The following is a 22265-nucleotide window of genomic DNA, read 5'->3' as shown; positions in this document are numbered from 1 at the left end:
CGAAAAGCGAAAAATGCACTTCGAGGCGACAATCGATGATAACAAAGACGGTAACCAGCGTCAGCATACGGCGCGTCGTCGTTGCATTTGCGGCCGCGGTTGCGAGCACGCCAAGCTGGGCAGGCGGCACGATCGATGCGGCTTACGTGAAGTCGCTGGCCGCCCCTGGGAAGACTGTATTGGTGATCGAGTATTATGACGCAGGTGGCAAAGTCATCGACCGGAAGGGCTTTGCTTCCTCGACCGGATTCACGGTTAAATCACCGGGCGAAATCGTCGTGGATCCTAAAGTTGGGATGCATCTTTACGGGCTGGAACCCTGCAAGGGTGACATGGTCAACCAGAAGGAAGGGTTCGCCGGATCCTGCGTCGACTATGCCCGCCAGCAACTCGAAATTTTGGTGAAGTCGGCGAAGGTCATCTTCTGCCGGGCCTTTTTGACCGAGCGTGACGCGCCGCTGCAGGACGCCACCTGCTTTGGATATCATAATTATCCAGGATCACTCGACACGGTCGATAATTTCGAAGAGCAGCTTCTGTCGCTCGGGGCGCTCCGGCTTGAAAAAAAGCAGGATGGCTCGCCGATGCGTCCGGATCTTCTTGACGCGGAGAAGACGGGCAGGAGCGGCTTTGGCATGTGGGCTGATCCGGGAGTGCAAAAGCAATGAGGTCCGGGATCGTTTTCGCCCTGGCGTTGGCGTGTTCCTTTTCGCTTGCGGCGGTCGCCGCGCCAGCGGGCTATTTCGAGTTCGCGACGGGAACGGTTTTTGAGACGGGCGATACCTGGGCATCGGCAGGAAAACGATATCGCCTCTACGGACTACAGTCCTGTCTGCGCGGCACCTTCTACACGGATGCATCGGCAAACAAACGTGATTGTGGTAATGCGTCGATCGCCGTCCTGGCTGCGTTTGTCAAGGATACCAAGCCGTTCTGCGCGCCCGTTGTCGAGCAGTCCGGCATCACATTCGCCGTCTGCTACGCGATCGTTGCGGGTCAGAGGCTCGATCTTGCGATGATGATGATCACCGAGGGATTTGGTTTTGCCAGCCTCGATGGCAAAGGAATTCCCATCTACCCGCCCTACGCGGTCGCCGAGCAAAACGCGCGCGCGGCAAGGAAAGGTCTTTGGCAATTCAAAGACGTCCGACATCCGGCGATTCTCCTCAGCCAAGCAGCAAAAAGCGCGAGGGGTTCGCCGTGAGAAAAAGGGTGGTTCTGGCGCTCGCGGTCCTGACGTGGCTTCCCATTCAATCGAAGGCGGCTGATTATATCCGAGAGACCCCGGCGGCCCCTCAAGATTTTTCTCCGAGGTCGGTGCTTTCCGGGCAGGTCGCTGTCATCTACGGACGGTCGCTTTGGTTTGGTAAGCGCCGGACCCTCGTCCGCTTGGCTGGGATCGATAGCTGCGAACTGCCGCAATGGGCCTTGGATCCGAAGGTCACCGCAGCTGAGCCGCTAGCTCCCTTGGCCTGTGGGGCACTAGCGAAAGCCTGGCTCAAGAGAGTGGTCGGCAGCAAAGTCGTTAGCTGTAGCATCTCTGCTTTCGACAATCCGAACGAGGGTACCGGAATATGTCGGGTGGGCAGCCGAGATCTGGCGCTGGAAATGCTTCGGGTTGGATGGGCAAAACTAAGCGCCCCGTTTCCAAGCGACCAACTCTACGTCGAGGCGCAGCAAAATGCGATCGCCGCGCGCTATGGGATGTGGGCGACCTACGTCCTCGACATGGAAGAGTGGCGCCGCAGGGCAATCGACAAGACCCTCGCGCGCACGCCGCAGGCCGATCTCAATCTCCTGTCAAGGCGGCAAAGTGAGATTTCCCCGCCGTTCGCCGACGCACGCCGCCAGCCAGTCTGGCGCGATCAATAATCCCTCATCGAGCAATAGGAGAAACCGTGAAACACTGCGTCGTCATGATCCTTTCACTCATGCTCGCCAAATTTGTGGCGACGCCATCGGAAGCCAGCGACTGGGGCTGCGAAGTTCTCCTTTGCGCGGCCTCTTCCAATCCGTCATGGCACGCTGTCGAGACCTGCCATCCGCCCATGGAAAAGTTAATCTCGGAAATGAAGAAGCCCGGGTTTTCTTGGCCCACATGCCCGGAAGGAGGTGCGGGCAAACCTGGCTACGAGAGATATGCTGACTGCCCCGCCGGGTGGACGCCGACAGACGGCGGGAATAGTCAGGGCCAGCGAGGTTCAGGCGAGCAGTCGCGCTGCATGCGCAGGGTCGAACAATGTGACGGCAGACAGACCGTTACCCCTTCAGCGGGAGGCCACGGTACCGGAACAACGGCAAACGGCGTCACGCGCGATTATTCCGGGAGAAACACCTGTCTCTACACTGAGTACATGCTGAGACCGTCGAGGGCTGATCCGTATTTCTTCGATATGAAGGACGATTCGACAATGCAGACGAACCGGCTTTGGTTCAACCTGGAAAAATAATGACGTTTTTTCGGCCGCATCGGCAGAAAATCGGGCGGGGAGGCAGGCTATCTCGTTCAACAAAGTCCGTAGCTATTCGCCCGCAACGTGATGTATGATTTACGGATCACGCTTTGGGTCATTAAAATATGAGTAAAAACTTAGACGATCACATTGCCGAGCTCGGCCTGGTCAAAACCAGCGATCCTGAAAATGAAAAACCTGTTTATCGACGGGAAGGCTTCGATGGAATATCCACGTTTGAGGAGCTTGACAGCAAGCTAGGTGAAGAATTGCGGGTCTGTCGACAAGACAAAGATCTAAGCAGGGCGGGGATTGCCACTCTCGTCGGCCTGAGTGAACAGGTTTATGGCCGATATGAACGCAGCTCTTCTAAGATGCAGGTCAGCAGATTGATACATCTTAGCGAAATTCTTGATGTGTCACCGTTGGCCATGCTCTTTGCTACGGCCCCCCACCTTTGGGGGAAGGATGAAAAAGAAGCTGAGACGCGATTCCGCATGATGAAATTGATCGAGGAGCTGCCAGCTGAGACGATGGCCTCCATCGTGACATTGCTCGAGGCGGTATCAGTTCTTCAAAATGGACCTGAATCTGAGGGTCATAGAACCACTACGAAGCGGTCACTCAATTTTGCAGATGACTGATCGACGCCATTACGGCCGTCATCTCACTTGAGTCCAATGATGCTTTCGTACTTGCAAGGAAAAACACGAGATAGAGAAGCTTTGTCTGCGCTTCGACCCTTGATGAAGGTTCAAAGCGGATGATTGCTGCGCGAGCACTTCGTTCTTCCTCAATCGCGTGCGCTAAAGCACGATCGGTGTCGTTATCATCCGGTGATTGACTAGGGTCTTCAGCATTTTGGACGGTCTTTGCGTGAAATCCGGCAAGGGCCAGAAAGTCATTATCAAGATTATCGTTCCTCAACTGTCTTCGGTATTTTGTGTCCAACATTTTTTTCTCGCGATTCAGCCTGGTGACTTCTGAAAGTGAGTGACGAACGACCTTCCTTTGATGGAAAGCAATCGATTTCCTTCGCAAGCTTGAGGGTTGGGTACTTGCGACCGCCCCTGGCACCGGATCGAACCCAGAGCACAGACGGAAACACACCGATCATAAAGGTCGCCATTGTGAGGGGGATTGATCCAGGGCGATATGCTCTAACCCAATTCCAGATACTGAAGGCAAGGAACCGGTGGAATGTCGGCGTCCGAAGTTGAGGTTTCGCTGGGCAAGATGATCGACGTTTCGCTTTTGCCGACAGCCGGCGATGCGCGCCGCGATGGTTTGTGCCGTCTTCATCGCTGGCAGGGTGACGAGCTGCGCCAGTCGATGGCGACATTTGAATTTTCTGGAATGTCTTGCCCTTCCGGTCAGCCTCATCTTCGGCTTGGCCAGAACCGCTAGACCCTCGCGGAAAAGGCTTCCCGCCGCAGGGGTTTCCGATTTTTCGCAAACCCACGCCGCGTCCTATACCTTGATCGCGTAGGGCCGTCGACCAGAACCATCAGCGGCGCGAAGTCGCTTGTTCCATTGTCAGATGTCGTTTCCAAATGTCGCCAGCAAGGAAATAAACTTCGGCCGCATCTTCTTTGGTACCGCCATGAAGGCATCGACCAAGCGCTGGCCTTCTTCGGTCGCGACGAACTCTTCGCGCACGACCGCCTTTTGATTTAATTCCGCATTGTCCGCGCCGGCGGACTTCGGCAAGTTTTCAAAAAAATACGTAATCACCACGTCTAGAGTCTGCGCAATTCCATAAAGAACCGATGAACTCACGCGGTTGGCGCCGCGCTCATATTTTTGAATTTGCTGGAAAGAAACGCCCACGGCGGCGCCAAGCGCGGTCTGCGATATCCTCAGCTGCTGACGGCGCCTTTTGATGCGCTTGCCAACCTCCTCATCCACGCTCCGATTGAAATCCGTGTCTTCCGCCGAATGCCCTTCGGCAAAAGCAACGACGGTTGAGATCTTGTGCTGCATGACGCGCTCCCCCGACCAAATGGTCTGATAGTCAGAAGCCGGGGAGTTCGAACAGCCGTTGGTACAGCCCCCATGGACTTTAGCGCGAACGCCTCTTTCATAGACCATGAGCTCCCCGACCAATGCTGGCCGCGAAGATGTTGCTTTAGAAAGCACAACCAAAATGGGGGTTCGACGCCCCAAGACGACCAAAGTCGTGTGCGTCACGGAGCCGATCGCTCCATTGATCGGGCCGAATCTCGGCATATGCGGTGGCGGCATTTACATTCGTCAGACAGCGCATGGCAGCGTCATTTTCGGGAGCGGACTTGGTGACGCTGACCGGGAACGCCTTCGAGCGCGGCCGAAGGCGGATGTGACGATGGACGCTGCAAGAGCAGCGATCAACTTGGTGCCTGAGCTGGCAAACGTCCTCCTATTGCGCAGCTGGACTGGCATCGAGGGACGGATGTCCGACGGTCTGCCGGTCGTCGGACCGAGCGATAGAATTGCCGGGCTCTTTCACGCTTTTGGCTTTTCCGGTCACGGCTTCCAACTGGGGCCTGCCGTGGGAGCCGTGCTTGCCGAGCTCTGCCTCGATGGCTCTTCTCCGACATCTCTCAAAGGGCTCTCCATTTCCCGGTTTGCGCAGTGCGAGACGACCGGCGGCGCTGATCGGTCCGCCGACCATTCCTGAAACGGTCACCACAACAAAGGGAACAGACATGCAACAGCTCATCTGCAAATTTCTCGCAAGTATCATCGGAATTGCTGCCGGGCTCCATCCCGCGTGGGCAGGAGCGACCGATCCGGCCTACAAGTTAAGCGAACCCGGCGTGCTTTCCGTTGCCATCACTGGCGACATGCCCGGACTGGTGGCGCGGGACGGCAAGCTTACCGGCTACGACGGTGACATTCTGCAGATCGCCGCAGAGCGACTTGGGCTGACCATCAAGCCGGTGACGATGGAGTGGTCAGGAGCCATCGCGGCCGTGCAAACCGGACGCGTCGACATCATTGGCGGCAACGTCGCCTGGACGCAACAGCGTGCCGAGACATTGTCTCTGACCGATCCAAGCGGTTATTTTCTTAACGGAATCACGTCGAAGAAGAGCTCCGGATGGCATACATTAAAGGACCTTGAGAACCGGAAAGTCGGCTCGATGACGGGCTTTTCGTTCCTGCCCGAGCTTAGAAGGATCAAAGGTCTGGAGCTGTCGCTCTACGACAGTTCCGATGCGGCTTTGCGCGACCTGCTTGCCGGCCGCATCGATGCCCTCGTCGGCGACCCTCCCGTGATCGACTATGCCTTGTCCAGGAATGAGAGCTGGGGCCTCGTGAACTTGCCGTTCAGTGACAACAATCCGGATTATCCGCTTCTAACCGGCGTTGGACGTCAGTACGTCTTCGGTTTGTCAAAAGACAATACTGCGCTTGCCAACGCACTCAGTGCTCAAATCCGCAAGCTCTGGACCTCGTGCGAGGTCAAGGTCATCGGTCAACGTTACGGCAACCTGAACGAGGCCAACTACGTCCCGTCGGCGGAGAACTACAGAGCCGGCGTGGATCGGGCTTCCGACTGGAAACCACCCGTGTGCGGTCGCTAGTTACCCGTCGCGGCCGGCGTATCCGGCCGCACTCATTCCTTGATGCACGGAGGCAGCTATGACCGCCGATATTCTTCTTGATGTCGCCAACCTCGGCAAATCTTACGGCAATCTTGACGTTCTAAAAAATGTCTCATTCACCTTGCAGCGCGGCGAACGCATCGCACTGATCGGGCCGAGCGGCTCTGGGAAATCCACCTGTCTTCGAGCAATCAATTATCTGGCTCCGCCGACAGCTGGCGAAGTTCGGCTGGAGGGACAGGTGATCGGCCGATGCCTGGATGGACGACGGATGACCGATCGCGAACTTGCCCCGCAGCGTGCAGAGATCGGGATGGTGTTTCAGCACTTTCACTTGTGGCCGCATCTCAGTGCGAGAGACAATATTGCGCTGCAACCACGCAAGGTCCGTGGTTTAACGAAGGCCGAGGCGGCGGAGCTTGCTCTATCGCTCTTGACCAAAGTTCACCTCGGACACAAAGCCAACGAAATGCCGCATCGCCTGTCTGGCGGCCAGCAGCAGCGTGTGGCGATTGCTCGCGCTCTTGCGCAGCGGCCAAAGTTACTTCTCTTCGACGAGCCGACCTCGGCGCTTGATCCCGAACTTGTTGGTGAGGTTCTGACAGTCATCAAGGCGCTCGCAGCCGAGGGCAGGGCAATGGTTCTGGTCACCCATGAGATCGCCTTCGCGCGAGAAGTGGCCGACCGCATTGTCTTCATGGATGGCGGCCGGATCATCGAGGAAGGCCCGGCAAGGATGGTCCTCGATAATCCCCAGGCTCCCCGGCTGAAACAGTTTCTCGCAAGCTTGTCGGAGAGGGAGCGCCGCGATGGATAGTTCACTGCTAGAGGCAATCGTCACGGCGTTGCTGTCGGGCGCCTGTGTCACGGTCCAAGTGACGTCCGGTGCGCTGACAATGGCCGTTCTTATCGGACTTGGTCTTGCGACAACCACTTATCTCAACCGTAGCCCAGTTGTCGCCCTGCTCGTTCGTGCGTATGTGGAGGCGCTGCGGAACGTGCCAAGCCTTACCTTCCTCTTTCTCCTATATTTCGGGCTGGCGGCGCTTGGGCTGCGGCTCTCGTCCATGTGTGCTGCCATTGTCGGACTCGGCATGATCGGTGGCGCGGTCGCGGTTGATATTTTTTGCTCCGGTTTTCAGTCAGTCCCCTCAGGACAAAGCGAAGCGGCAGCTGCGGTGGGGCTGACGCCATTCAAGGTCTTTCGCTTGATTATCCTTCCGCAGGGGCTGCGGCTTGCCTTGCCATCGCTTGGCAACTATGCGGTCGCCCTCGTCAAGGATACCTCGCTTGTCGCGGCAATCGCGGCACCGGAGGTGATGTTCAACGCAAGGCAGCTGGTGAATGAGACATTTCAAACTGCCGCGATCTATGGCGCGGCGGCCATTCTTTACCTGATTTTGACGATGGCCGTGACGCAGACTGTGTCTCTCATCGAGCGCCGGCTGGAGATCGCATGATGTTCGTTCAAACCATAGCCGCTCACAGCAACGACTGGGCACCTCGCATGCTTGCGGGCATGCGGTTGACCCTTGCCCTGACCGCGGGGGGATTTAGCCTAGCGTTCCTGCTGGCGCTGATTGTCGAATATCTTCGATCCCGTCGCTTTTGGCTGCCGCGATTGTTTGCTCGCCTCTATCTCGCGATCGCCCGCGGCGTGCCCATCCTGGTGATCCTCTATGTGCTCTATTTCGCCTTGCCTGGGGCCGGCATCACCCTTCCAGCGCAGCTTGCCGGGACAATTGGCCTGGCCTTGGTATATGCCGCCTATCTCGCCGAAGTCTTTCGTGGCGGTCTGAATGCAGTTGCGGATGGTCAACGCGAGGCCGCGCTTTCCAGTGGACTGACGCCGTTCCAAACATTCCGCATCATTCTGCTGCCGCAGGCACTCAGGTACACCCTAGCGCCTCTCTTGATTAATCTGATTTCACTTCTCAAGGACAGTTCGATCTGTGCCCTGATTGCAGTGCCGGAATTGACGCTGGTGTCCCGGGAAATCATGGCAGAAAGCTTCCTGCCGCTGCAGGTATTCGTGTTGACTGCAATTTTCTACTTTTCCTTGGCATGGCCGGCTTCTCTGATTTCCCGGGCGATCGAGCGCCGCCTTACCCAAAGTTCCTTGAAACAGGCCACCTCGAGGTCAACAGGGCTGGCGGCTGAAGCGGCCCCGGCGCAGTGAAGGGCTTGCGCAAACCTGCCTGGGAACTGGAGCCGCTCAAACGATACGGATACGAGCAAAAGGGGAGTAGATGCGAAGAAATTGAACGACATTTAGGCTCGCTGGGTCGCGCGCCAACAGTTCTGAACATGCGCCGTCAACATTCGCGTCATGCAGCCATCAACGACCTTCGACAAAATCTCGATTCGCTGCCGGTCGCGCTCGCTCATCGTTATCAATCCCATCTGCAATCTCCCAGACGCCACTCAGACGGGGGGAGCGTGACATTCCAACGTTTGCAGAAACAGGACACTCCAACTTTGTTTGGAGAAGCTAACCCAAGTGGCGTGCCAGCATTCGGTTGAGGACGGGATCAAAGAATGAAGTCCGAAAGCACCCCGATCCCCCGCACCAACGCTGTTTCCTAGCAGTCCCCAAGCAGCAGGCAATGCTCAAAGACCGATGAGCCGCTCAGCTGTGAATTTGTCGGTTATCAGCGTGTCGATGACACCCACTCTCAAGGCGCCGGCTATGGCCGCTGTTTTCTTCGCTCCGCCTGCAAGGGCAATCACCCGATCGACACGCTCTAGGCTCTCCAGGGGAAGGCCGATGACGCGCTCGTCGAGGGGCGTCCGGACCGGCCGCCCCCTTGCGTCGAAGAACCGCAGCGAGATGTCGCCGACCGCTCCGGCTTCGGCAAGATCGGCAAGTTCCCCTGTCGAAAAGATGTTGCCGGACCGGGCGAGCAACTCGGACGGTTCGACCGCACCTATTCCGACGATCGCCAGGGTGATGGAACCGAAGAGATCCATGGTTTCGCGGACGAATGGGTCGGCGAGCATCAGGAGTTTGGCCTCCCGTGAACTTGCCAGCCCCTGGACGGACAGCAGTTTCGGTTCTGCCCCGGTCAATCGCGCAAGCCGTGTCGTCAATTGCGTTGCATGGGTCTGGACCGACGGGTCGCCCATCCCGCCAAGGGTCTGGACGACATATTTCACCTGTGCACTTTTTTGTGGATGAATGTTCTCGACCATTTTGAAGATCGTCTGGCTCCAGCTCGACACCCCGATGATCTCACCGGGTGCGAGGGTCACCTCAAGCAGGTGGGCCGCCGCCTCGCCGATGCGGGCCATGATCGCGGCGTCGCGGTCTTCGGTACACTCGACCACAATCGCTTCAGGTAGATCGTATTTTGTGCGGAGCGCGCCTTCCAATTCGCTATAGGTACCGACCGGCGGGATGACGCTTGTGCGGACGATATCCTCTGCTTCGGCGCGCTTCAGCATTCGCGACACGGTCGCCTGAGACAGGCGCAGATGCTGAGCGATTTCCGCCTGACGCCGCTTCTCGATGTGATACATCTGAGCAACTCTCGATATGAGGCGGAGTTCGTGCAGGCGGGCCATGTCTTTTCCAGTTGAATTTTTATTCACATCTAGCTGGTGTCGGGCGTGACGTCGAGCGAAAGAGCGCGTCATTCCACGCTGTCAACAGCGCGAGCCTCTCCGAGGGCTGTGGCGGAATAATGTGCCTGCCGCGGGGCAGGCCGGCGATCTCGGCAAGATCCGTCCATATGCCAAGTGACAGTCCCGCAAGATAAGCGGCGCCGAGCGCGGATGCCTCTGGGGCCTCACATTGAATAACCGGGTGTTGGATGAGGTTTGCGACGCACTGCATGAGGAACAGATTCTGGCTCGGGCCGCCGTCGACGTAGAGGGCACCGAGTTCCGCGCCGCTGTGGGCACGTATGGCCATGATGACGTCATGGACCTGGCAGGCAATCGAATCCGTAACCGAGCGGGCCATCTGCGCACGGGTCGTATTGAAATTAATCTGGGAAAACAACGCGCGGGCATCGGAATCCCAGTGAGGAGCGCCGAGGCCGACGAAGGCCGGCACGAATCCCGGTGCGCCCGGCTCAGCGGTCGCCGCAAGGTCGACGAGGGCCGCGACATCAGGCAGGCCCAGGATGTTCGCCATCCAGGGAAGACTTGCTGCCGAAACAAGAATATTGCCTTCGAAGGCAAAGGTCGGGGTTCCGGCGAGACGCCATGCGACCGTCGTTGTGATGCCTTCCAATGGAGCGATGAAGTGCGGCAAGGTGGTCATGACCGACGAGCCCGTGCCGAACGTCACCTTCCCATCCCCCGGCCTGAAAGCACCATGGCCGAAGAGCGCAGCATGGCTGTCGCCGATGGCCGAGCGGATCGGCGTACCATCTGGAATGCCCGCGACGCCCCGCGTGGTCCCGAAGTCTGCGGAGCTGTCGAGCACTGCGGGAAGAAGTCCAACATCGACACCGAAGATGTCGCCGAGTTCGGCGCTCCAGCGCTGCGCCTGAAGATCGAACAACTGGCTGCGAGCCGCATTGGAAGCATCGCAGACGTGACGCTCCCCATCTGTCAGGCAATGGATCAGCCAACTATCGATCGTGCCGAGACGCAGGCGGCGCCCGGCGGGAGCCCGATCGATCAGCCAACGGAATTTCGAGCCCGGGAACATCGGATCGAGAGGAAGGCCGGTCAATGCCTGCACACGCTCCAGATGGCCTTCAACGATGAGCTGCTCGCAATCGGCCGCCGTTCGACGGCACTGCCAACTCAATACAGGGCCAAGCGCCTGGCCGCTTTCTGCGTCCCAGACGGTTACGGATTCACGCTGGTTTGAGATGGCCACCGCTTCGACCACGACATCGGCGACATCGACCAGGCAGGCGTCAATCGCCTCGCAGACTGAGGCATAGATGCGATTGGGGTCCTGCTCCACCCAGCCGGGCTTCGGATAGGAAATACCGACAGCGGCAGAGCCCCTTGCAACGATATCTCCCCGTTCCGAGACAAGCACAGCCTTGGAATTCGTGGTGCCCTGGTCGATCGCCAGAATAGCCCGCATCATCGCCTCCTCGAAACGATAGGCCGGGGCGGATGCGCACCCCGGTCGGAAATATTTGGTACCAGACTATTTACGCTTGATAAGCGTCGCCGCGGCATCGGCGATCGCTGCCGGTGCCATACCGAACTCGTCCAGGAGGAATTCGGCGGAGCCGGTGGGTGCGAAGATGCCTGGAACGCCAAGACGCTTCATCGGCACGGGGGCGTTGTCAACGACCACTTCGGCGACAGCTGAGCCTAAGCCACCGAAGATAGAGTGCTCCTCCGCCGTCACGATTGCTCCGGTCTCGTTGGCGGCGGCAATGATGGCGGTCTCATCGATCGGACGAACGGTCGCCATGTTCAGTACGCGGGCCTTGATGCCGCGCTCGGCCAGGATCTCGGCAGCCTTGACCATGCGATGGGTCAGCGTGCCGTTGGCAATCAGCGTGACATCGGAGCCTTCGCGCAGCAGGTTTGCCTTGCCGACTTCGAACCTATGACCTTCCGGGAGCAGATCCGGAACGCCGACGCGCGACAGGCGCAGGAAACAGGGGCCATTGTAGCTTGCGGCCCATTCGACGGCTGCGGCGGTCTCGATCCGGTCGCAAGGTGCAATCACGGGAAGGTTCGGCAGTACCCGCATCCAGGCGAAGTCCTCGATCGAATGGTGTGTCGGGCCGAGTTCTCCATAGGCCATTCCAGACGAGATGCCGACAAGCTTGACGTTGGCATTGGAATAGGCAATGTCGGCCTTGATCTGCTCGAGCGACCTGCCTGTCAGGAACGGCGCTGCACCGCAAACGTAAGGCAGCCGTCCGCCGTTGGCGAGACCGGCGCCGACGCCCACCATATTCTGCTCAGCAATGCCGACATTGACAAGGCGATCAGGGAATTTCGCCTTGAAACCGTTCAGCTTCGATGAGCCGACTGAGTCGTTGCAAACGGCGACGATCGTTTCATTCTCCGCAGCCAGGCGCTCCAGCGTTGCGGCGAACGCATCACGGCAGTCGTAAAGCTTCCGGGTGTTGACTGGCGCGTTCATTAAAGTGCCTCCGACAATTCAGCCAATGCGAGTTCGTACTGTTCCTTGCTCGGAACCTTGTGGTGCCAGTCGACGCGGTCCTGCATGAAGGAGATGCCGTGGCCCTTGTTGGTATGGGCGACGATACAGTGAGGACGGCCACCCCTGTGCTCCAAGGCCGGAACGATCTCGGCCATGGCGTTGCCGTTGATCTCGGTGACCTCCCAGCCGAAGGCTTCCAGCTTCGGCCGGAACGGCGCCACGTCGTTGGTCTCCGACAGCGAGGCCCCCTGCTGGAAGCGATTGTGATCGATGATCAATGTCAAATTGTCGAGCTTGAATTGTGCGGCTGCCATGATGGCTTCCCAGTTGGAGCCTTCTTGCATTTCGCCATCGCCGGTGATGACGTAGGTGTGGTAGTTCGCGCTCGACAGTTTGGCCGCTTTCGCCATGCCGACGGCGACCGGAAGTCCGTGACCCAAAGGGCCGGTATTGGTTTCGACGCCAGGCACTTTGTTGCAATTGGGATGGCCATTCAACCGCGAGTATGGTTGCAGGAAGGTCGAGATCTCATCTTCGGGAATGAAGCCCCGTTCCGCGAGAACGACATAGAGCGCGCAGGCCGTATGCCCTTTCGACAGCACGAAGCGGTCCCGATCTGGATGCTTTGGCTGGTCGGGCCAAATCCGCAGGACATGAAAGTACAACGCCGCAAGAAGGTCGATGACCGACATCTCGCCTCCAACGTGACCCGCGCCTGCCTCGTAGACGGCCTGAATATCGCGTCGACGTATATCACGAGCGATACGTTCAAGGTCCGAAATTTCCATCGCTTCCTCACAATGCATATTTATTCATGTACTGATATTTTTGCACAGCCGCCGGATTAGTCAAGCCCCCACCCGTCCCTCGTTGGCCCAGGCAGCCAGACAAGGCCAGTTGACAGCCTTTCTCCAAGTTGTTAATGAATTTTTCGGCAGGAGTGCATATTTATTCTCGCCTGAAGGAATATGGCAATAGCGACCCTTAGTCTCCAGGGAGGAATGATGGTGGCGATCGACATTCATGAGCAAAGCCGCCCGTCTACGACGTGGCGAAGCAAGCTGACTGGCGCGACCGGCCCACTCGTCGGACTTCTGGCACTGTGCATTTTTCTGACGATCAGCACCGATACTTTTCTGTCGCTGCGCAATGGCCTCAACATCCTCGATCAAATCACAGTGCTCGGCATCATGGCGGTCGGAATGACGTTCGTGATCCTGATCGGTGGTATCGACCTCTCGGTCGGTTCCGTGCTCGCGCTGGCAATGATGGTGATGGGTTGGACGGCGAACATCGCGGGTCTTCCCATCGGGGTCGGCATCGTCTTTGCCCTGATTGCGTCGGGCCTCAGCGGCCTGATCGTCGGTTTGATGGTCACTATGTTTCGGGTCCCGGCATTTATCGCAACACTTGCGATGATGTCAGCTGTGCGCGGTGTGGCCAACATGATCACCGACGGTCAGCAGATTGTCGGCTTTCCCGACTGGTTCACGATGCTCGCGATCGACCGCCATTTCGGTGTGCTGACAGCCACCGTATTTCTGATGCTGGCAGTGGTCGCGGTTGCCTGGCTTTTCCTGCATTTCAGGTCTGAGGGCCGCATGCTCTATGCCATCGGTGGCAACCCCGAAGTCGCCCGACTTGCCGGCATCAAGGTTCAATTGGTGACTGTGCTTGTCTATGTGGCCAGCGGTGTTCTGGCGGGCCTTGCCGGCATCGTGCTTGCCGCCCGCCTTGATTCCGTGCAGCCGTCGAGCGGCCTCGGCTACGAACTCGACACCATCGCGGCGGTCGTGATCGGCGGCACGTCGCTCTCGGGCGGTGCCGGCGGCATCGGCGGAACCTTGATCGGTGTGCTGATCATCGGCGTGTTGCGCAATGGTCTGAACCTTGTCAACGTCTCGCCTTTCCTTCAGCAGGTCATCATCGGCATTGTCATCGTCCTGGCCGTCGGCGCGGAGACCATCCGCAAGCGCAGGGTAGCTTGAGAACAACGGGTCCGCTGGCGCGGACCGCCATGAATTCCTCTCCGAGAGGTTTGGAGCGGACAACTGCCCGAGGGGGAGGAATACCCAAGGGCCTCAAAAACGGAGGATTTGAAATGAATTTCGCGCGTATTCTTCTGGCTTCAGCTGCCGTGCTCTCGATGTCACTGGGCTCGGTTCAGGCAAAAGAAGTCAAGAAAATCGGCCTTGCAGTCGCCAACCTACAGGCAAACTTCTTCAATCAGATCAAGCAGTCAGTCGAGGATGAAGCCAAGAAGCGTGGCATTCAGGTCGTCACCGTCGATGCCAAGGGCGACGGGCCGACGCAGGTCAATCAGATCCAGGACCTTCTGACCCAAAGCATCGATGCCCTTATCTATATCCCGGCAGGTGCTGCTGCGGCATCTGTGCCCGTCAAGCTCGCAAAGAGCGCGGGCGTCCCCGTTGTCAACGTCGACCGGAACGCCGATGGCGCTCCTGGCGACACCTTCCTTGCAACCGATTCCGTAGCCTCAGCGAAGGCTGTTTGCGATTACATCCTCAAGCAGGCCGGCGGCAAGGGCAAGATGGTCATTATCCATGGCCAGAAGGGCACCACCCCGGAAGTCGACCGCAGTAAGGGTTGCGGAGAATCCCTAAAAGCCAATCCCGGCGTCAAGGTCGTTGCCGAGCAGTATTCGAACATCTGGGCCCAGGACGAAGGCTTCCAGATCATGCAGAACATGCTTCAGGCCAATCCCGATGTTACGATCGTCTTTGCACAAGCTGACGCCCTCGCGCTCGGTGCTGCCCAAGCGATCAAGGTCGCCAACCCCCAGCAAAAGATTGTGCTCGGCGGCTTCGATGGCGACACGGCAGCACTTGAGGCGCTCAGCAAGGGCGTATTCGATGTGACCGCGACCCAACAGACGCAGAAGATGGGCCGTGAAGCGGTCGCAAACGCCGTCAAGCTTGCCTCGGGCGATAAGGTGCCGCCAGTTCAGCTTCTCGACGCGACGCTAACAACGAAGGACAACGTGGCGGGCTTCATCGCCAATCACCCGTAGTCACGTCGAGGAGGTGTGCAGTGACCGAGCCGGTTCTATCCCTGAGGGGCATATCCAAGCGTTACGGACCGCTCCAGGTTCTGAAAAATGTGGACCTGGACGTCTATCCTGGCGAAGTCGTGGCTCTTCTCGGCGAAAACGGCGCCGGAAAATCGACGCTTTCCGGCATTATTGCCGGATCGCGCGCACCCTCCGACGGCACGATGACATGGCTGGGGCAGCCCTATGCCCCAGCCGCTCCACGCGACGCGATCGACAAAGGCGTCGTGCTGATCCATCAGGAACTGCAGCTTCTACCGCACCTTTCCATCGCTGAGAATGTCTTCATCGGACGCTGGCCGATGAAGAATGGCATGATTGATCGCGCGCAGATGGTTCATCGCGCCCAGGAACAGCTTGCACGACTGAACCTCCACATACCGGCGACCCGAAAAGTCGCCGGCCTTTCGACGGCCAATCAGCAGCTTATCGAGATTGCCAAAGCACTGGCACTCAAAGCAAGGCTGCTGATCCTTGATGAACCCACGGCTGCACTTGGGGGAGCAGAAACCGAAGCTCTCTTCGAGCAGGTGCGCAAACTGCGCTCGCAGGGTGTTGGCATCATCTATATCTCCCATCGCATGGAAGAGATCAGAAAAATCACCGACAGGATCGTCGTCTTGCGCGACGGCGAACGGGTCCACGAGTTCGCCGACAGTTCGACGCCCGTGCGCACGATAGTCGAAAGCATGGTCGGTCGGTCGCTTGACCGTATGTTCCCCGCGCTCCCCGAGCCCAGCAGCCGAGCCGTGCTTCAGGTGTCTGGACTTTCATCGCCGGACGGTTCTTTCCGGGATGTGACCTTCGAGGTTCACGCCGGCGAGATTTTTGGGATTGCCGGGCTTGTCGGCGCCGGCCGAACGGAACTTGTGCGGGCGATTTCCGGCGCCGATCCGATCAGCGCCGGCTCGATCAGGCTGGAAGGTATGGAACTGAAGCTTCGGGCGCCTTCCGATGCCATCGCCAAGGGCATTGTGATGGTGCCGGAAGACCGCAAGGACCAGGGTCTCGTCGTCGGACATCGCATCAGCGAGAACATCGTCTACGCCAATCTCGACAAGCTGGGGGGGCGCTGGATCACTGCGGGTATGAAGCGCGTCTTTGCGGAAAAGGCCGTCGCCAAATTTGGCGTCAAGGGCCGTGCGGAGCAATATGCCTCGGACCTCTCCGGCGGCAACCAGCAGAAGGTCGTGATCGCCAAATGGCTGATGCGCGAACCGAAGGTGGTGGTGCTCGACGAGCCGACGCGCGGCATCGATGTGGGCGCCCGTGCCGGCATATACGACATCATCGTCAACCTCGCCAAACAGGGGGTGGCGGTCATCGTCGTAAGCTCTGACCTTGAGGAAGTGCTCGGCGTTTCGAACCGCATCCTCGTGCTGGCGCAAGGCAGGCAAGCAGGCATTTTGACCCGTGGCGAGGCCAATGATGTCTCGGTCATGGAATTGGCGACAATCTAGGCAAAGATAGAAAGGCAGAGCGGTGTCCGACATTTCTCTCAACGCACCGAAACTATTCGATCTCAGTGGCCAGGTCGCCATTGTCACGGGCGCCGGCAGCGGCATCGGACAGAGGATCGCCATCGGACTTGCTCAGTGCGGCGCCGACGTCGCGCTTCTCGACCGCCGAAGCGACACCGGTCTGGCCGATACTGCCGGGCATATCCGCGCCGCGGGACGAAGGTCCCTCCAGATTGCCGCCGACGTCACCAGCAAATCGTCACTTGCAGATGCCGTGGCCCACACAGAAGCCGAGCTCGGCGCTCTTTCACTTGCGGTCAACGCGGCCGGCATCGCCAACGCCAATCCTGCCGAGGAAATGGATGAGGACCAATATCAGACTTTGATGGACATCAATCTGAAGGGCGTCTTCCTATCCTGCCAAGCAGAAGCGCGTGCCATGCTGAAGAACGGGCGCGGCGCTATTGTCAACATCGCGTCCATGTCGGGCGTCATCGTCAACAGGGGGCTCAACCAGGCCCACTACAATGCCTCCAAGGCGGGCGTGATCCATATGACGAAGTCGCTCGCCATGGAGTGGGTCGGCCGCGGTATCAGGGTCAACACGATCTCCCCGGGATACACGGCCACACCGATGAATACGCGCCCCGAGATGGTCCACCAGACGAAACTGTTTGAAGAGCAGACGCCGATGCAGCGCATGGCTGATGTCGACGAAATGGTCGGACCTGCCGTCTTTCTGCTGTCAGGTGCCGCAAGTTTCGTGACAGGCGTCGACCTCCTGGTCGACGGTGGCTTCTGCTGCTGGTGAGATCTATGCGCAAACTGATCGCCGGCAACTGGAAAATGAATGGTCTCGCTTCCTCCCGGGCTGAGATCGAGGCGCTGAAGGGGCTGGCGGGCGAGACGACGTGCGACATCGTCGTCTGCCGGCCCTTGACGCTGGTTGGAAGGGCAATGGAATGTTCCAAGGGCTCGACGATCACGATCGGTGCGCAGGATTGCCATCCCGAGGTTGAAGGCGCCTACACGGGAGACGTGTCAGCCGACATGCTCGCGGAAATCGGCGCTCGATATGTTATCCTCGGACATTCCGAGCGACGCACATCTCATGGCGAAGATGGTGAAATGATCGCCAGAAAAGTGGCTGCCGCCCATCGTGCTGGCCTGGTGCCGATCGTGTGCGTGGGCGAGACAGGAGGTGAGCGGGACGAAGGTCGAGCGATTGAAGTCGTCGATGAACAGCGTCTAGGTTCAATCCCGACAGGTGCGACCTGCGGCAACCTCGCCATTGCCGATGAACCGGTCTGAGCAATCGGGACGGGACTGGGCATCGAACGCGAAAGCGATGTTCGGGGTCCGCGATGTGAACGGAGCGCTCGTCGGTGGCGCGTCCCTGAGGCATCGGAGTTTGCCGCTATCATTTCTGCAGCCGTTTGAAATTGGAATGGCCAGCGCTGCGGCCCGCCCTTGAAAGGAGACGACAATGGAACGCTTTGAAACGAAGACTGTGGTCATCACCGGCGCAAGCCGCGGTATCGGTGCTGCGATCGCCAGGCGCTTTGCGCGCGAGGGGGCCAATCTCGTGGTCTCCGCCAATGAAGAGCTCGTGCATGGCGTCGCGGAGAAGATCAGGGCCGATGGTGGAAAAGCCATTTCTTTTGTCGGCGACGTTACCGACAAGGCGAGCGTCAAGGCGCTCTATGATGCAGCTGAAGGGGCTTTCGGCAGTGTCGATGTCTCGATCCAGAATGCCGGCGTGATCACCATCGCTCGCATCGAGGATATGACGGAAGACGAGTGGGACAAAGTCATGGCCGTCAACACCAAGGGTGTGTTCCTCTGCGCCCAGGAAGCGATCGCGCGCATGCGCAAGCACGGCCGCGGTGGCCGCATCATCAACACCGCTTCCGGCCAGGCGCGTGACGGGTTCATCTTCACACCGCATTACGCCGCCTCCAAGATGGGCGTCGTCGGCATCACCCAGAGTCTGGCAAAGGAAGTCGCGACCGACGGCATTACAGTCAATGCGTTCTGCCCCGGCATCATCGAAACCGACATGTGGGCCTATAATGATCAGGTCTGGGGGAAATTGCTCGGCAATTACGCTCCGGGAGAACTGATGAGCGAATGGGTCGCGGGAATTCCGATGAAGCGAGCAGGATCGGGGGAAGACGTCGCCGGCCTCGTCACCTTCCTTGCCAGCAACGACGCTGCCTATATCACCGGGCAAACCATCAATGTCGATGGCGGTCTGATCATGTCATAAACAGACTGTTCAGCCGTTTAGGTCGATCCTCCGCTTGCCGAGCACGCCTTTGCATTGGCGTCCGCACCATCGTGCTGCGAGGTGCGAAGGATGGCGTTGATCCTCCGAAACGAAGTGACATTGACGCACAACATTTCAGTGCGACGTCGAGGGGTCAGCAACGGAGTGTTGCTCTGTTGCAACGAATCCCGTTGGATTTCTGCAAGCCGAAATTGTGTACTTGCCGATCAATCGGCCTCGTGTATTTTGGCGTTGCTCGCAATTCAAATCAGAGGAGGCGTGACATGGATTCCATTCAAGTGTTTTTGCGCCTCTCTGGCGGGACGGCTATTGTGGCATCGATGCGAAGCGCATCTATCCCAGGCCGAATTTGCTACCGAGGCTTCTAAGTCCCGGATTTTTGCCATTTGGCATTTTCCCACTTGACCTGACGTGACCGGCTGATCGGACGACTGTTCGTATTTCATCGTCCGCGTCCGCCCGTCGTTTTGACCTTCAAGAGGACCTGGTTGCTTGGTTGCGCCGGGACAGGAAATCATGCGCGATATTCAATCTATAGCTGTTGATACGCCTGCGGCAACGTTGGATGAACTGTGCCTCAAATTCGGTGTCTGGAAGACTGCGCGTGCGCTGCTTCGGGCTGCCTGGCGGCACCGTCAAACGAAGAACCAGATCACGGAACTGTCAAATCGCATGCGTCGCGATATCGGCCTTCCGGAGAGGGAGGACGTGCTCTTGGAAGTCAGATTTTCTCTTTGGGATATCCGGCTTTAGGATGCCGTCGACGCTAGGCGGCGGCCATGGCGAGAGGCCGTTCGCAGCGCGGCTCGGTCGTTGCCGGCAGCGATTACCGTGGCGCACGGGACCGTCGGGGTGTTCGCACCCTGATGATTCCGGGCGCGACCCCGGACAATACGGACTGGGCAGCGGGAAAGCGTTCCATTGCCCATCGATTTCATCGCAGTTCCTGTTCTTTGGCCAGAAGCTTCTGACCTTTTTGTGCCAAAGCTGAAGCTGTTGGTGGCCTTACAAGCGTTTTAGATTGAGCGTGGTTGCGCGTCTCAGCTCCCGATCGGGAGCAGGCGGCCAGGATTCGGTGATATTGCAGCGTTCTACTGCTCTACTTCTCTCGTTTAGGGGCAAAGCAGCAGCTTTGTAGCCTGCCTCGTTTGTTTTCATCGGCCCGTGTTTGCCCTTACCGGCAGCCTCTTCAAGGCAGATTTGGCAAACCCCTTTGCGTTGTTCTGTTTAGGAGACGCGCCCTTTATCTCGCGGTCTTCGACGTCTCTGGCCTTCCGTGCTTCGGTAGGGTCCACGCATTTCATCTGAGCTCCTCCGCGCGGAATCGAAACTAGCCATACAGAACGCAAGCGTTCAGCCGGCAGGCTCTTTGACAAACGGTACCTCGGCGAGATGGTGATCACCATTGAGGGAAGGAAAGTGGTCGTGGCACGCCGTCGATGAGCATGGCTTCGTCCTCGACGTTCCGGTCAAGAGCCGCAGATAGGCGAAAATATTGAACTGCCACATGTTTCGCAAAGGTCTGCCACGAATTGATCGGGTTCCCTAATATCGGGGCAAATGACTGGATCGAGATCTACGGCCTGCGCGGCAGCAATGAAGTGGATCCGTGCCGCGATGTCCGGCAACCTGCCTCTCAAGGCGTTTGTGCAGGAGACAACTGCCAAACGATAGATATTGTCTTTTTTTGCTGGCCAGTCGTTGATCAGGCATCGCGCCGCTTCCGCAGTGGTACGGATGCATATCGCCTCCCACCCTTTAAGCCGAATTTTGACGGGTCTGTTCCAAAGAGAATTAGTCATATCGCTCCAATCGAAAATATCCTTGCCAAAGTTTGCTTGGCCGAAGCTGGAGAGAATGGCTTTTTCAAGCAAGTGCTGCTGGCTGTCTCAAGGTCTGTCGATGAGATACTTGTCAGAAATGCCCATATCGACATAATTCGAACTTTCGATGCTAATTATGTTGAACGTTAAGCGGATTTAACCAGTTACTTCAGAGATTGCAGAATTTTCGGCAGTCGACGCCGCAACGGAAATCGCCACAAAGTAAGAACGGCGGAGCATAAGAGCCAGGATTTGAATGGCAAAGTTCACGGTCATCACGCATCATGACATCGATGCGGACGACGCCCAGCACGTTGCGCTTCTAGTCTACAAGGAGCTAAGCAGGTGGCCGCCGCCGCTTTACTACGCGAAGCGAGCACACAGACAGACTTGGTGCCGAACCGTAACGCCGCCGGCGAATTTGCCGAAGTCGATGATGTCGCGAACTTTGGTAGCCGGACCAGCCAAAGGGTCAAATGGCGTCGTTCGAGAAAGTCTGACGATACTCGGCCAACACGGCGATCGGCTGGCAAAAAGGGGCCAAGCCTAGCGACGTCGTCGCCTGCAATTACTTAAGTCAAGCAGAAGAGGCGGTTGGCGCGATCATTGAATTCAAGCAAGCCGCTCCGCAAAGGGTGAGTGTCGCGGCCCTAGAACATAAATTACAATATCATTCGGTGCTCTTGCATTTGCTAGCTGGCCACTGGCAGGTCTGGTCAGTCCTTTCTCATTTGGCCATACAGAGGAACCACTTCGTGAAAATCGGGCAAGGAGCGGCCAGAGCGGCAACGATGTTGAACATGGTGTTCGGCCAGCAACAATGCGCGCCGTCGGCTGACTAGATCGAGCCGATGTGTAAAGACGAACCCCTTCGCGCACGTCTCGCTGCGTATACGCAGGCGGTGATACGATGCGAGGCGTTTGAACAATTTGGTGGCATCCGTCTCCGCACCGGCTCGCATGGTCGCGTAATGGGTACGGCGGTCCTCGCGGCGCTAGGCGGCATCTTTGTAGCCAATTGTTTGCCAGTTATTCTGGTCGGATTCGCTGTCGCTGGCAGCTTTTCTAGTTTCGAGTGCCGGACGCTGCTCTTCAAAGTGAGGCTTCCGTGCAGTTTACCTCTCGCAGTGCTGGCTCGACGTGCGAACCGCTGGCTTCGAGCGCCCTACGTCCGACGGGTTGCGGACATGATGCTCTCCTATCGGGCAAAGAGCATGATCAGGATAATGATCGGAATCGGAATGCCGAAAAGCCGCGGAAGAATGCCGCGACGCATCAAATTCTCGCGTGAAGATGAGGCTCCAAACCGACCGATGTGGAGCCTCGACCGGTTAAACGCCCGGCTGGCGATATCGGTTGCGTTCCTGGGCAATCTGCTCAGGGCCGTACGGATCGAGCGTGTCGTCGAACTTCGACCAGCCCTGCGCGGTGTACGCGTTGCGACGCTCTACCGGATCGACCCAGTTCGAGCGCTTCAGGATTGCC

General features: G+C 58.2%; 25 protein-coding genes and 1 pseudogene. 19 read left to right on the top strand and 7 right to left on the bottom strand.

Going from position 1 to position 22265, the window contains the following annotated elements; translation table 11 throughout:
* The first annotated feature begins 35 nt into the window (after window positions 1-35).
* The 5 genes from CPY51_RS05955 (at window position 36) to CPY51_RS05935 (ending at window position 3097) form a co-directional block, all read left to right on the top strand.
* A complete protein-coding gene (locus tag CPY51_RS05955; RefSeq protein WP_111159435.1) occupies window positions 36-668 on the top strand; it encodes a hypothetical protein in 633 nt (210 codons plus the stop codon).
* Window positions 665-1204, top strand: a complete 540-nt coding sequence (locus tag CPY51_RS05950; protein ID WP_111159340.1) for a thermonuclease family protein — start codon at window positions 665-667, stop codon at window positions 1202-1204. The genes CPY51_RS05955 and CPY51_RS05950 overlap by 4 nt, the downstream gene beginning before the upstream one ends.
* Window positions 1201-1872, top strand: coding sequence for a thermonuclease family protein (locus tag CPY51_RS05945; protein WP_111159338.1), 672 nt, complete (start codon window positions 1201-1203; stop codon window positions 1870-1872). The genes CPY51_RS05950 and CPY51_RS05945 overlap by 4 nt, the downstream gene beginning before the upstream one ends.
* A gap of 26 nt (window positions 1873-1898) precedes the next feature.
* The gene (locus CPY51_RS05940; RefSeq protein ID WP_244598479.1) at window positions 1899-2450 is read left to right on the top strand and encodes a hypothetical protein; all 552 of its coding nucleotides are present in this window, start codon (window positions 1899-1901) and stop codon (window positions 2448-2450) included.
* Between the two features lie 128 nt (window positions 2451-2578).
* Window positions 2579-3097, top strand: coding sequence for a helix-turn-helix domain-containing protein (locus CPY51_RS05935; RefSeq protein ID WP_111159334.1), 519 nt, complete (start codon window positions 2579-2581; stop codon window positions 3095-3097).
* Here the strand turns inward: CPY51_RS05935 and CPY51_RS05930 are convergent.
* Window positions 3078-3407 carry a hypothetical protein gene (locus CPY51_RS05930; protein ID WP_111159332.1) on the bottom strand — a complete coding sequence of 110 codons (330 nt, stop codon included), beginning with the start codon at window positions 3405-3407 and terminating at the stop codon, window positions 3078-3080. The genes CPY51_RS05935 and CPY51_RS05930 overlap by 20 nt on opposite strands.
* Window positions 3408-3653: 246 nt before the next feature.
* Between CPY51_RS05930 and CPY51_RS05925 the strand changes: the two genes are divergently transcribed.
* Window positions 3654-3860 (top strand): hypothetical protein, encoded by a 207-nt coding sequence (locus tag CPY51_RS05925; protein ID WP_111159330.1) that lies wholly within the window; start codon window positions 3654-3656, stop codon window positions 3858-3860.
* 129 nt (window positions 3861-3989) lie between these two features.
* Here the strand turns inward: CPY51_RS05925 and CPY51_RS05920 are convergent, their stop codons facing one another.
* Window positions 3990-4436 (bottom strand): helix-turn-helix domain-containing protein, encoded by a 447-nt coding sequence (locus CPY51_RS05920; RefSeq protein ID WP_111159328.1) that lies wholly within the window; start codon window positions 4434-4436, stop codon window positions 3990-3992.
* 106 nt (window positions 4437-4542) lie between these two features.
* On the opposite strand from CPY51_RS05920, the gene CPY51_RS05915 reads away from it, so the two are divergent.
* The 5 genes from CPY51_RS05915 to CPY51_RS05895 are packed head-to-tail and all read left to right on the top strand — an operon-like array spanning window position 4543 to window position 8222.
* On the top strand, window positions 4543-5112 hold the full coding sequence (locus tag CPY51_RS05915; protein WP_338049408.1) for an NAD(P)/FAD-dependent oxidoreductase: 570 nt from the start codon (window positions 4543-4545) through the stop codon (window positions 5110-5112).
* Between the two features lie 28 nt (window positions 5113-5140).
* On the top strand, window positions 5141-6022 hold the full coding sequence (locus tag CPY51_RS05910; protein WP_111159326.1) for a substrate-binding periplasmic protein: 882 nt from the start codon (window positions 5141-5143) through the stop codon (window positions 6020-6022).
* A 58-nt stretch (window positions 6023-6080) separates the two neighbouring features.
* Window positions 6081-6860 carry an amino acid ABC transporter ATP-binding protein gene (locus CPY51_RS05905; RefSeq protein WP_111159324.1) on the top strand — a complete coding sequence of 260 codons (780 nt, stop codon included), beginning with the start codon at window positions 6081-6083 and terminating at the stop codon, window positions 6858-6860.
* Window positions 6853-7503, top strand: a complete 651-nt coding sequence (locus CPY51_RS05900) for an amino acid ABC transporter permease (RefSeq protein WP_111159322.1) — start codon at window positions 6853-6855, stop codon at window positions 7501-7503. Before CPY51_RS05905 ends, CPY51_RS05900 begins: the two co-directional genes overlap by 8 nt.
* Window positions 7500-8222: an amino acid ABC transporter permease gene (locus tag CPY51_RS05895; protein WP_111159320.1), complete on the top strand. Its 723-nt coding sequence runs from the start codon at window positions 7500-7502 to the stop codon at window positions 8220-8222. Before CPY51_RS05900 ends, CPY51_RS05895 begins: the two co-directional genes overlap by 4 nt.
* Window positions 8223-8653: 431 nt before the next feature.
* On the opposite strand, the gene CPY51_RS05890 is transcribed toward CPY51_RS05895, so the two are convergent.
* The 4 genes from CPY51_RS05890 to CPY51_RS05875 form a co-directional block, all read right to left on the bottom strand.
* The gene (locus CPY51_RS05890) at window positions 8654-9607 is read right to left on the bottom strand and encodes a sugar-binding transcriptional regulator (RefSeq protein ID WP_111159318.1); all 954 of its coding nucleotides are present in this window, start codon (window positions 9605-9607) and stop codon (window positions 8654-8656) included.
* 19 nt (window positions 9608-9626) lie between these two features.
* Window positions 9627-11093: an FGGY family carbohydrate kinase gene (locus tag CPY51_RS05885; RefSeq protein WP_111159434.1), complete on the bottom strand. Its 1467-nt coding sequence runs from the start codon at window positions 11091-11093 to the stop codon at window positions 9627-9629.
* A 66-nt stretch (window positions 11094-11159) separates the two neighbouring features.
* Entirely contained in the window at window positions 11160-12116 is a 957-nt protein-coding gene (locus CPY51_RS05880; protein ID WP_111159316.1) for a transketolase family protein, read from the bottom strand.
* Window positions 12116-12925, bottom strand: coding sequence for a transketolase (locus tag CPY51_RS05875; RefSeq protein WP_111159314.1), 810 nt, complete (start codon window positions 12923-12925; stop codon window positions 12116-12118). The genes CPY51_RS05880 and CPY51_RS05875 overlap by 1 nt, the downstream gene beginning before the upstream one ends.
* Before the next feature lie 216 nt (window positions 12926-13141).
* Here CPY51_RS05875 and CPY51_RS05870 point away from each other — a divergent pair, with 216 nt between their 5' ends.
* The 8 genes and pseudogenes from CPY51_RS05870 to CPY51_RS33995 all read left to right on the top strand — a co-directional run.
* Complete coding sequence (locus CPY51_RS05870; RefSeq protein WP_111159312.1) at window positions 13142-14125, top strand: ABC transporter permease; 984 nt, start codon at window positions 13142-13144, stop codon at window positions 14123-14125.
* A gap of 113 nt (window positions 14126-14238) precedes the next feature.
* The gene (locus CPY51_RS05865; RefSeq protein WP_111159310.1) at window positions 14239-15168 is read left to right on the top strand and encodes a sugar ABC transporter substrate-binding protein; all 930 of its coding nucleotides are present in this window, start codon (window positions 14239-14241) and stop codon (window positions 15166-15168) included.
* Between the two features lie 20 nt (window positions 15169-15188).
* Window positions 15189-16667 carry a sugar ABC transporter ATP-binding protein gene (locus CPY51_RS05860; RefSeq protein WP_111159308.1) on the top strand — a complete coding sequence of 493 codons (1479 nt, stop codon included), beginning with the start codon at window positions 15189-15191 and terminating at the stop codon, window positions 16665-16667.
* A gap of 22 nt (window positions 16668-16689) precedes the next feature.
* Complete coding sequence (locus CPY51_RS05855; protein ID WP_111159306.1) at window positions 16690-17478, top strand: SDR family oxidoreductase; 789 nt, start codon at window positions 16690-16692, stop codon at window positions 17476-17478.
* A 5-nt stretch (window positions 17479-17483) separates the two neighbouring features.
* A complete protein-coding gene (locus CPY51_RS05850) occupies window positions 17484-17978 on the top strand; it encodes a triose-phosphate isomerase family protein (RefSeq protein ID WP_244598477.1) in 495 nt (164 codons plus the stop codon).
* A gap of 175 nt (window positions 17979-18153) precedes the next feature.
* Entirely contained in the window at window positions 18154-18936 is a 783-nt protein-coding gene (locus CPY51_RS05845) for a glucose 1-dehydrogenase (protein ID WP_111159304.1), read from the top strand.
* 537 nt (window positions 18937-19473) lie between these two features.
* On the top strand, window positions 19474-19710 hold the full coding sequence (locus CPY51_RS05840; protein WP_111159302.1) for a YjiS-like domain-containing protein: 237 nt from the start codon (window positions 19474-19476) through the stop codon (window positions 19708-19710).
* Window positions 19711-20301: 591 nt separating this feature from the next.
* Window positions 20302-20440 (top strand): annotated as a pseudogene (locus tag CPY51_RS33995) (IS6 family transposase); the annotation flags it as partial.
* Here the strand turns inward: CPY51_RS33995 and CPY51_RS33990 are convergent.
* The gene (locus CPY51_RS33990; RefSeq protein ID WP_420820672.1) at window positions 20427-20759 is read right to left on the bottom strand and encodes a DUF982 domain-containing protein; all 333 of its coding nucleotides are present in this window, start codon (window positions 20757-20759) and stop codon (window positions 20427-20429) included. The pseudogene CPY51_RS33995 and the gene CPY51_RS33990 overlap by 14 nt on opposite strands.
* Window positions 20760-22265: the final 1506 nt, after the last annotated feature.

The sequence above is a fragment of the Arminella tubonensis genome (assembly GCF_003240585.1).
GTDB lineage: Bacteria > Pseudomonadota > Alphaproteobacteria > Rhizobiales > Rhizobiaceae > Rhizobium > Rhizobium tubonense.
Note: the sequence above shows the minus strand (reverse complement) of the source record. Positions and strands in the feature narration are given on the sequence as shown.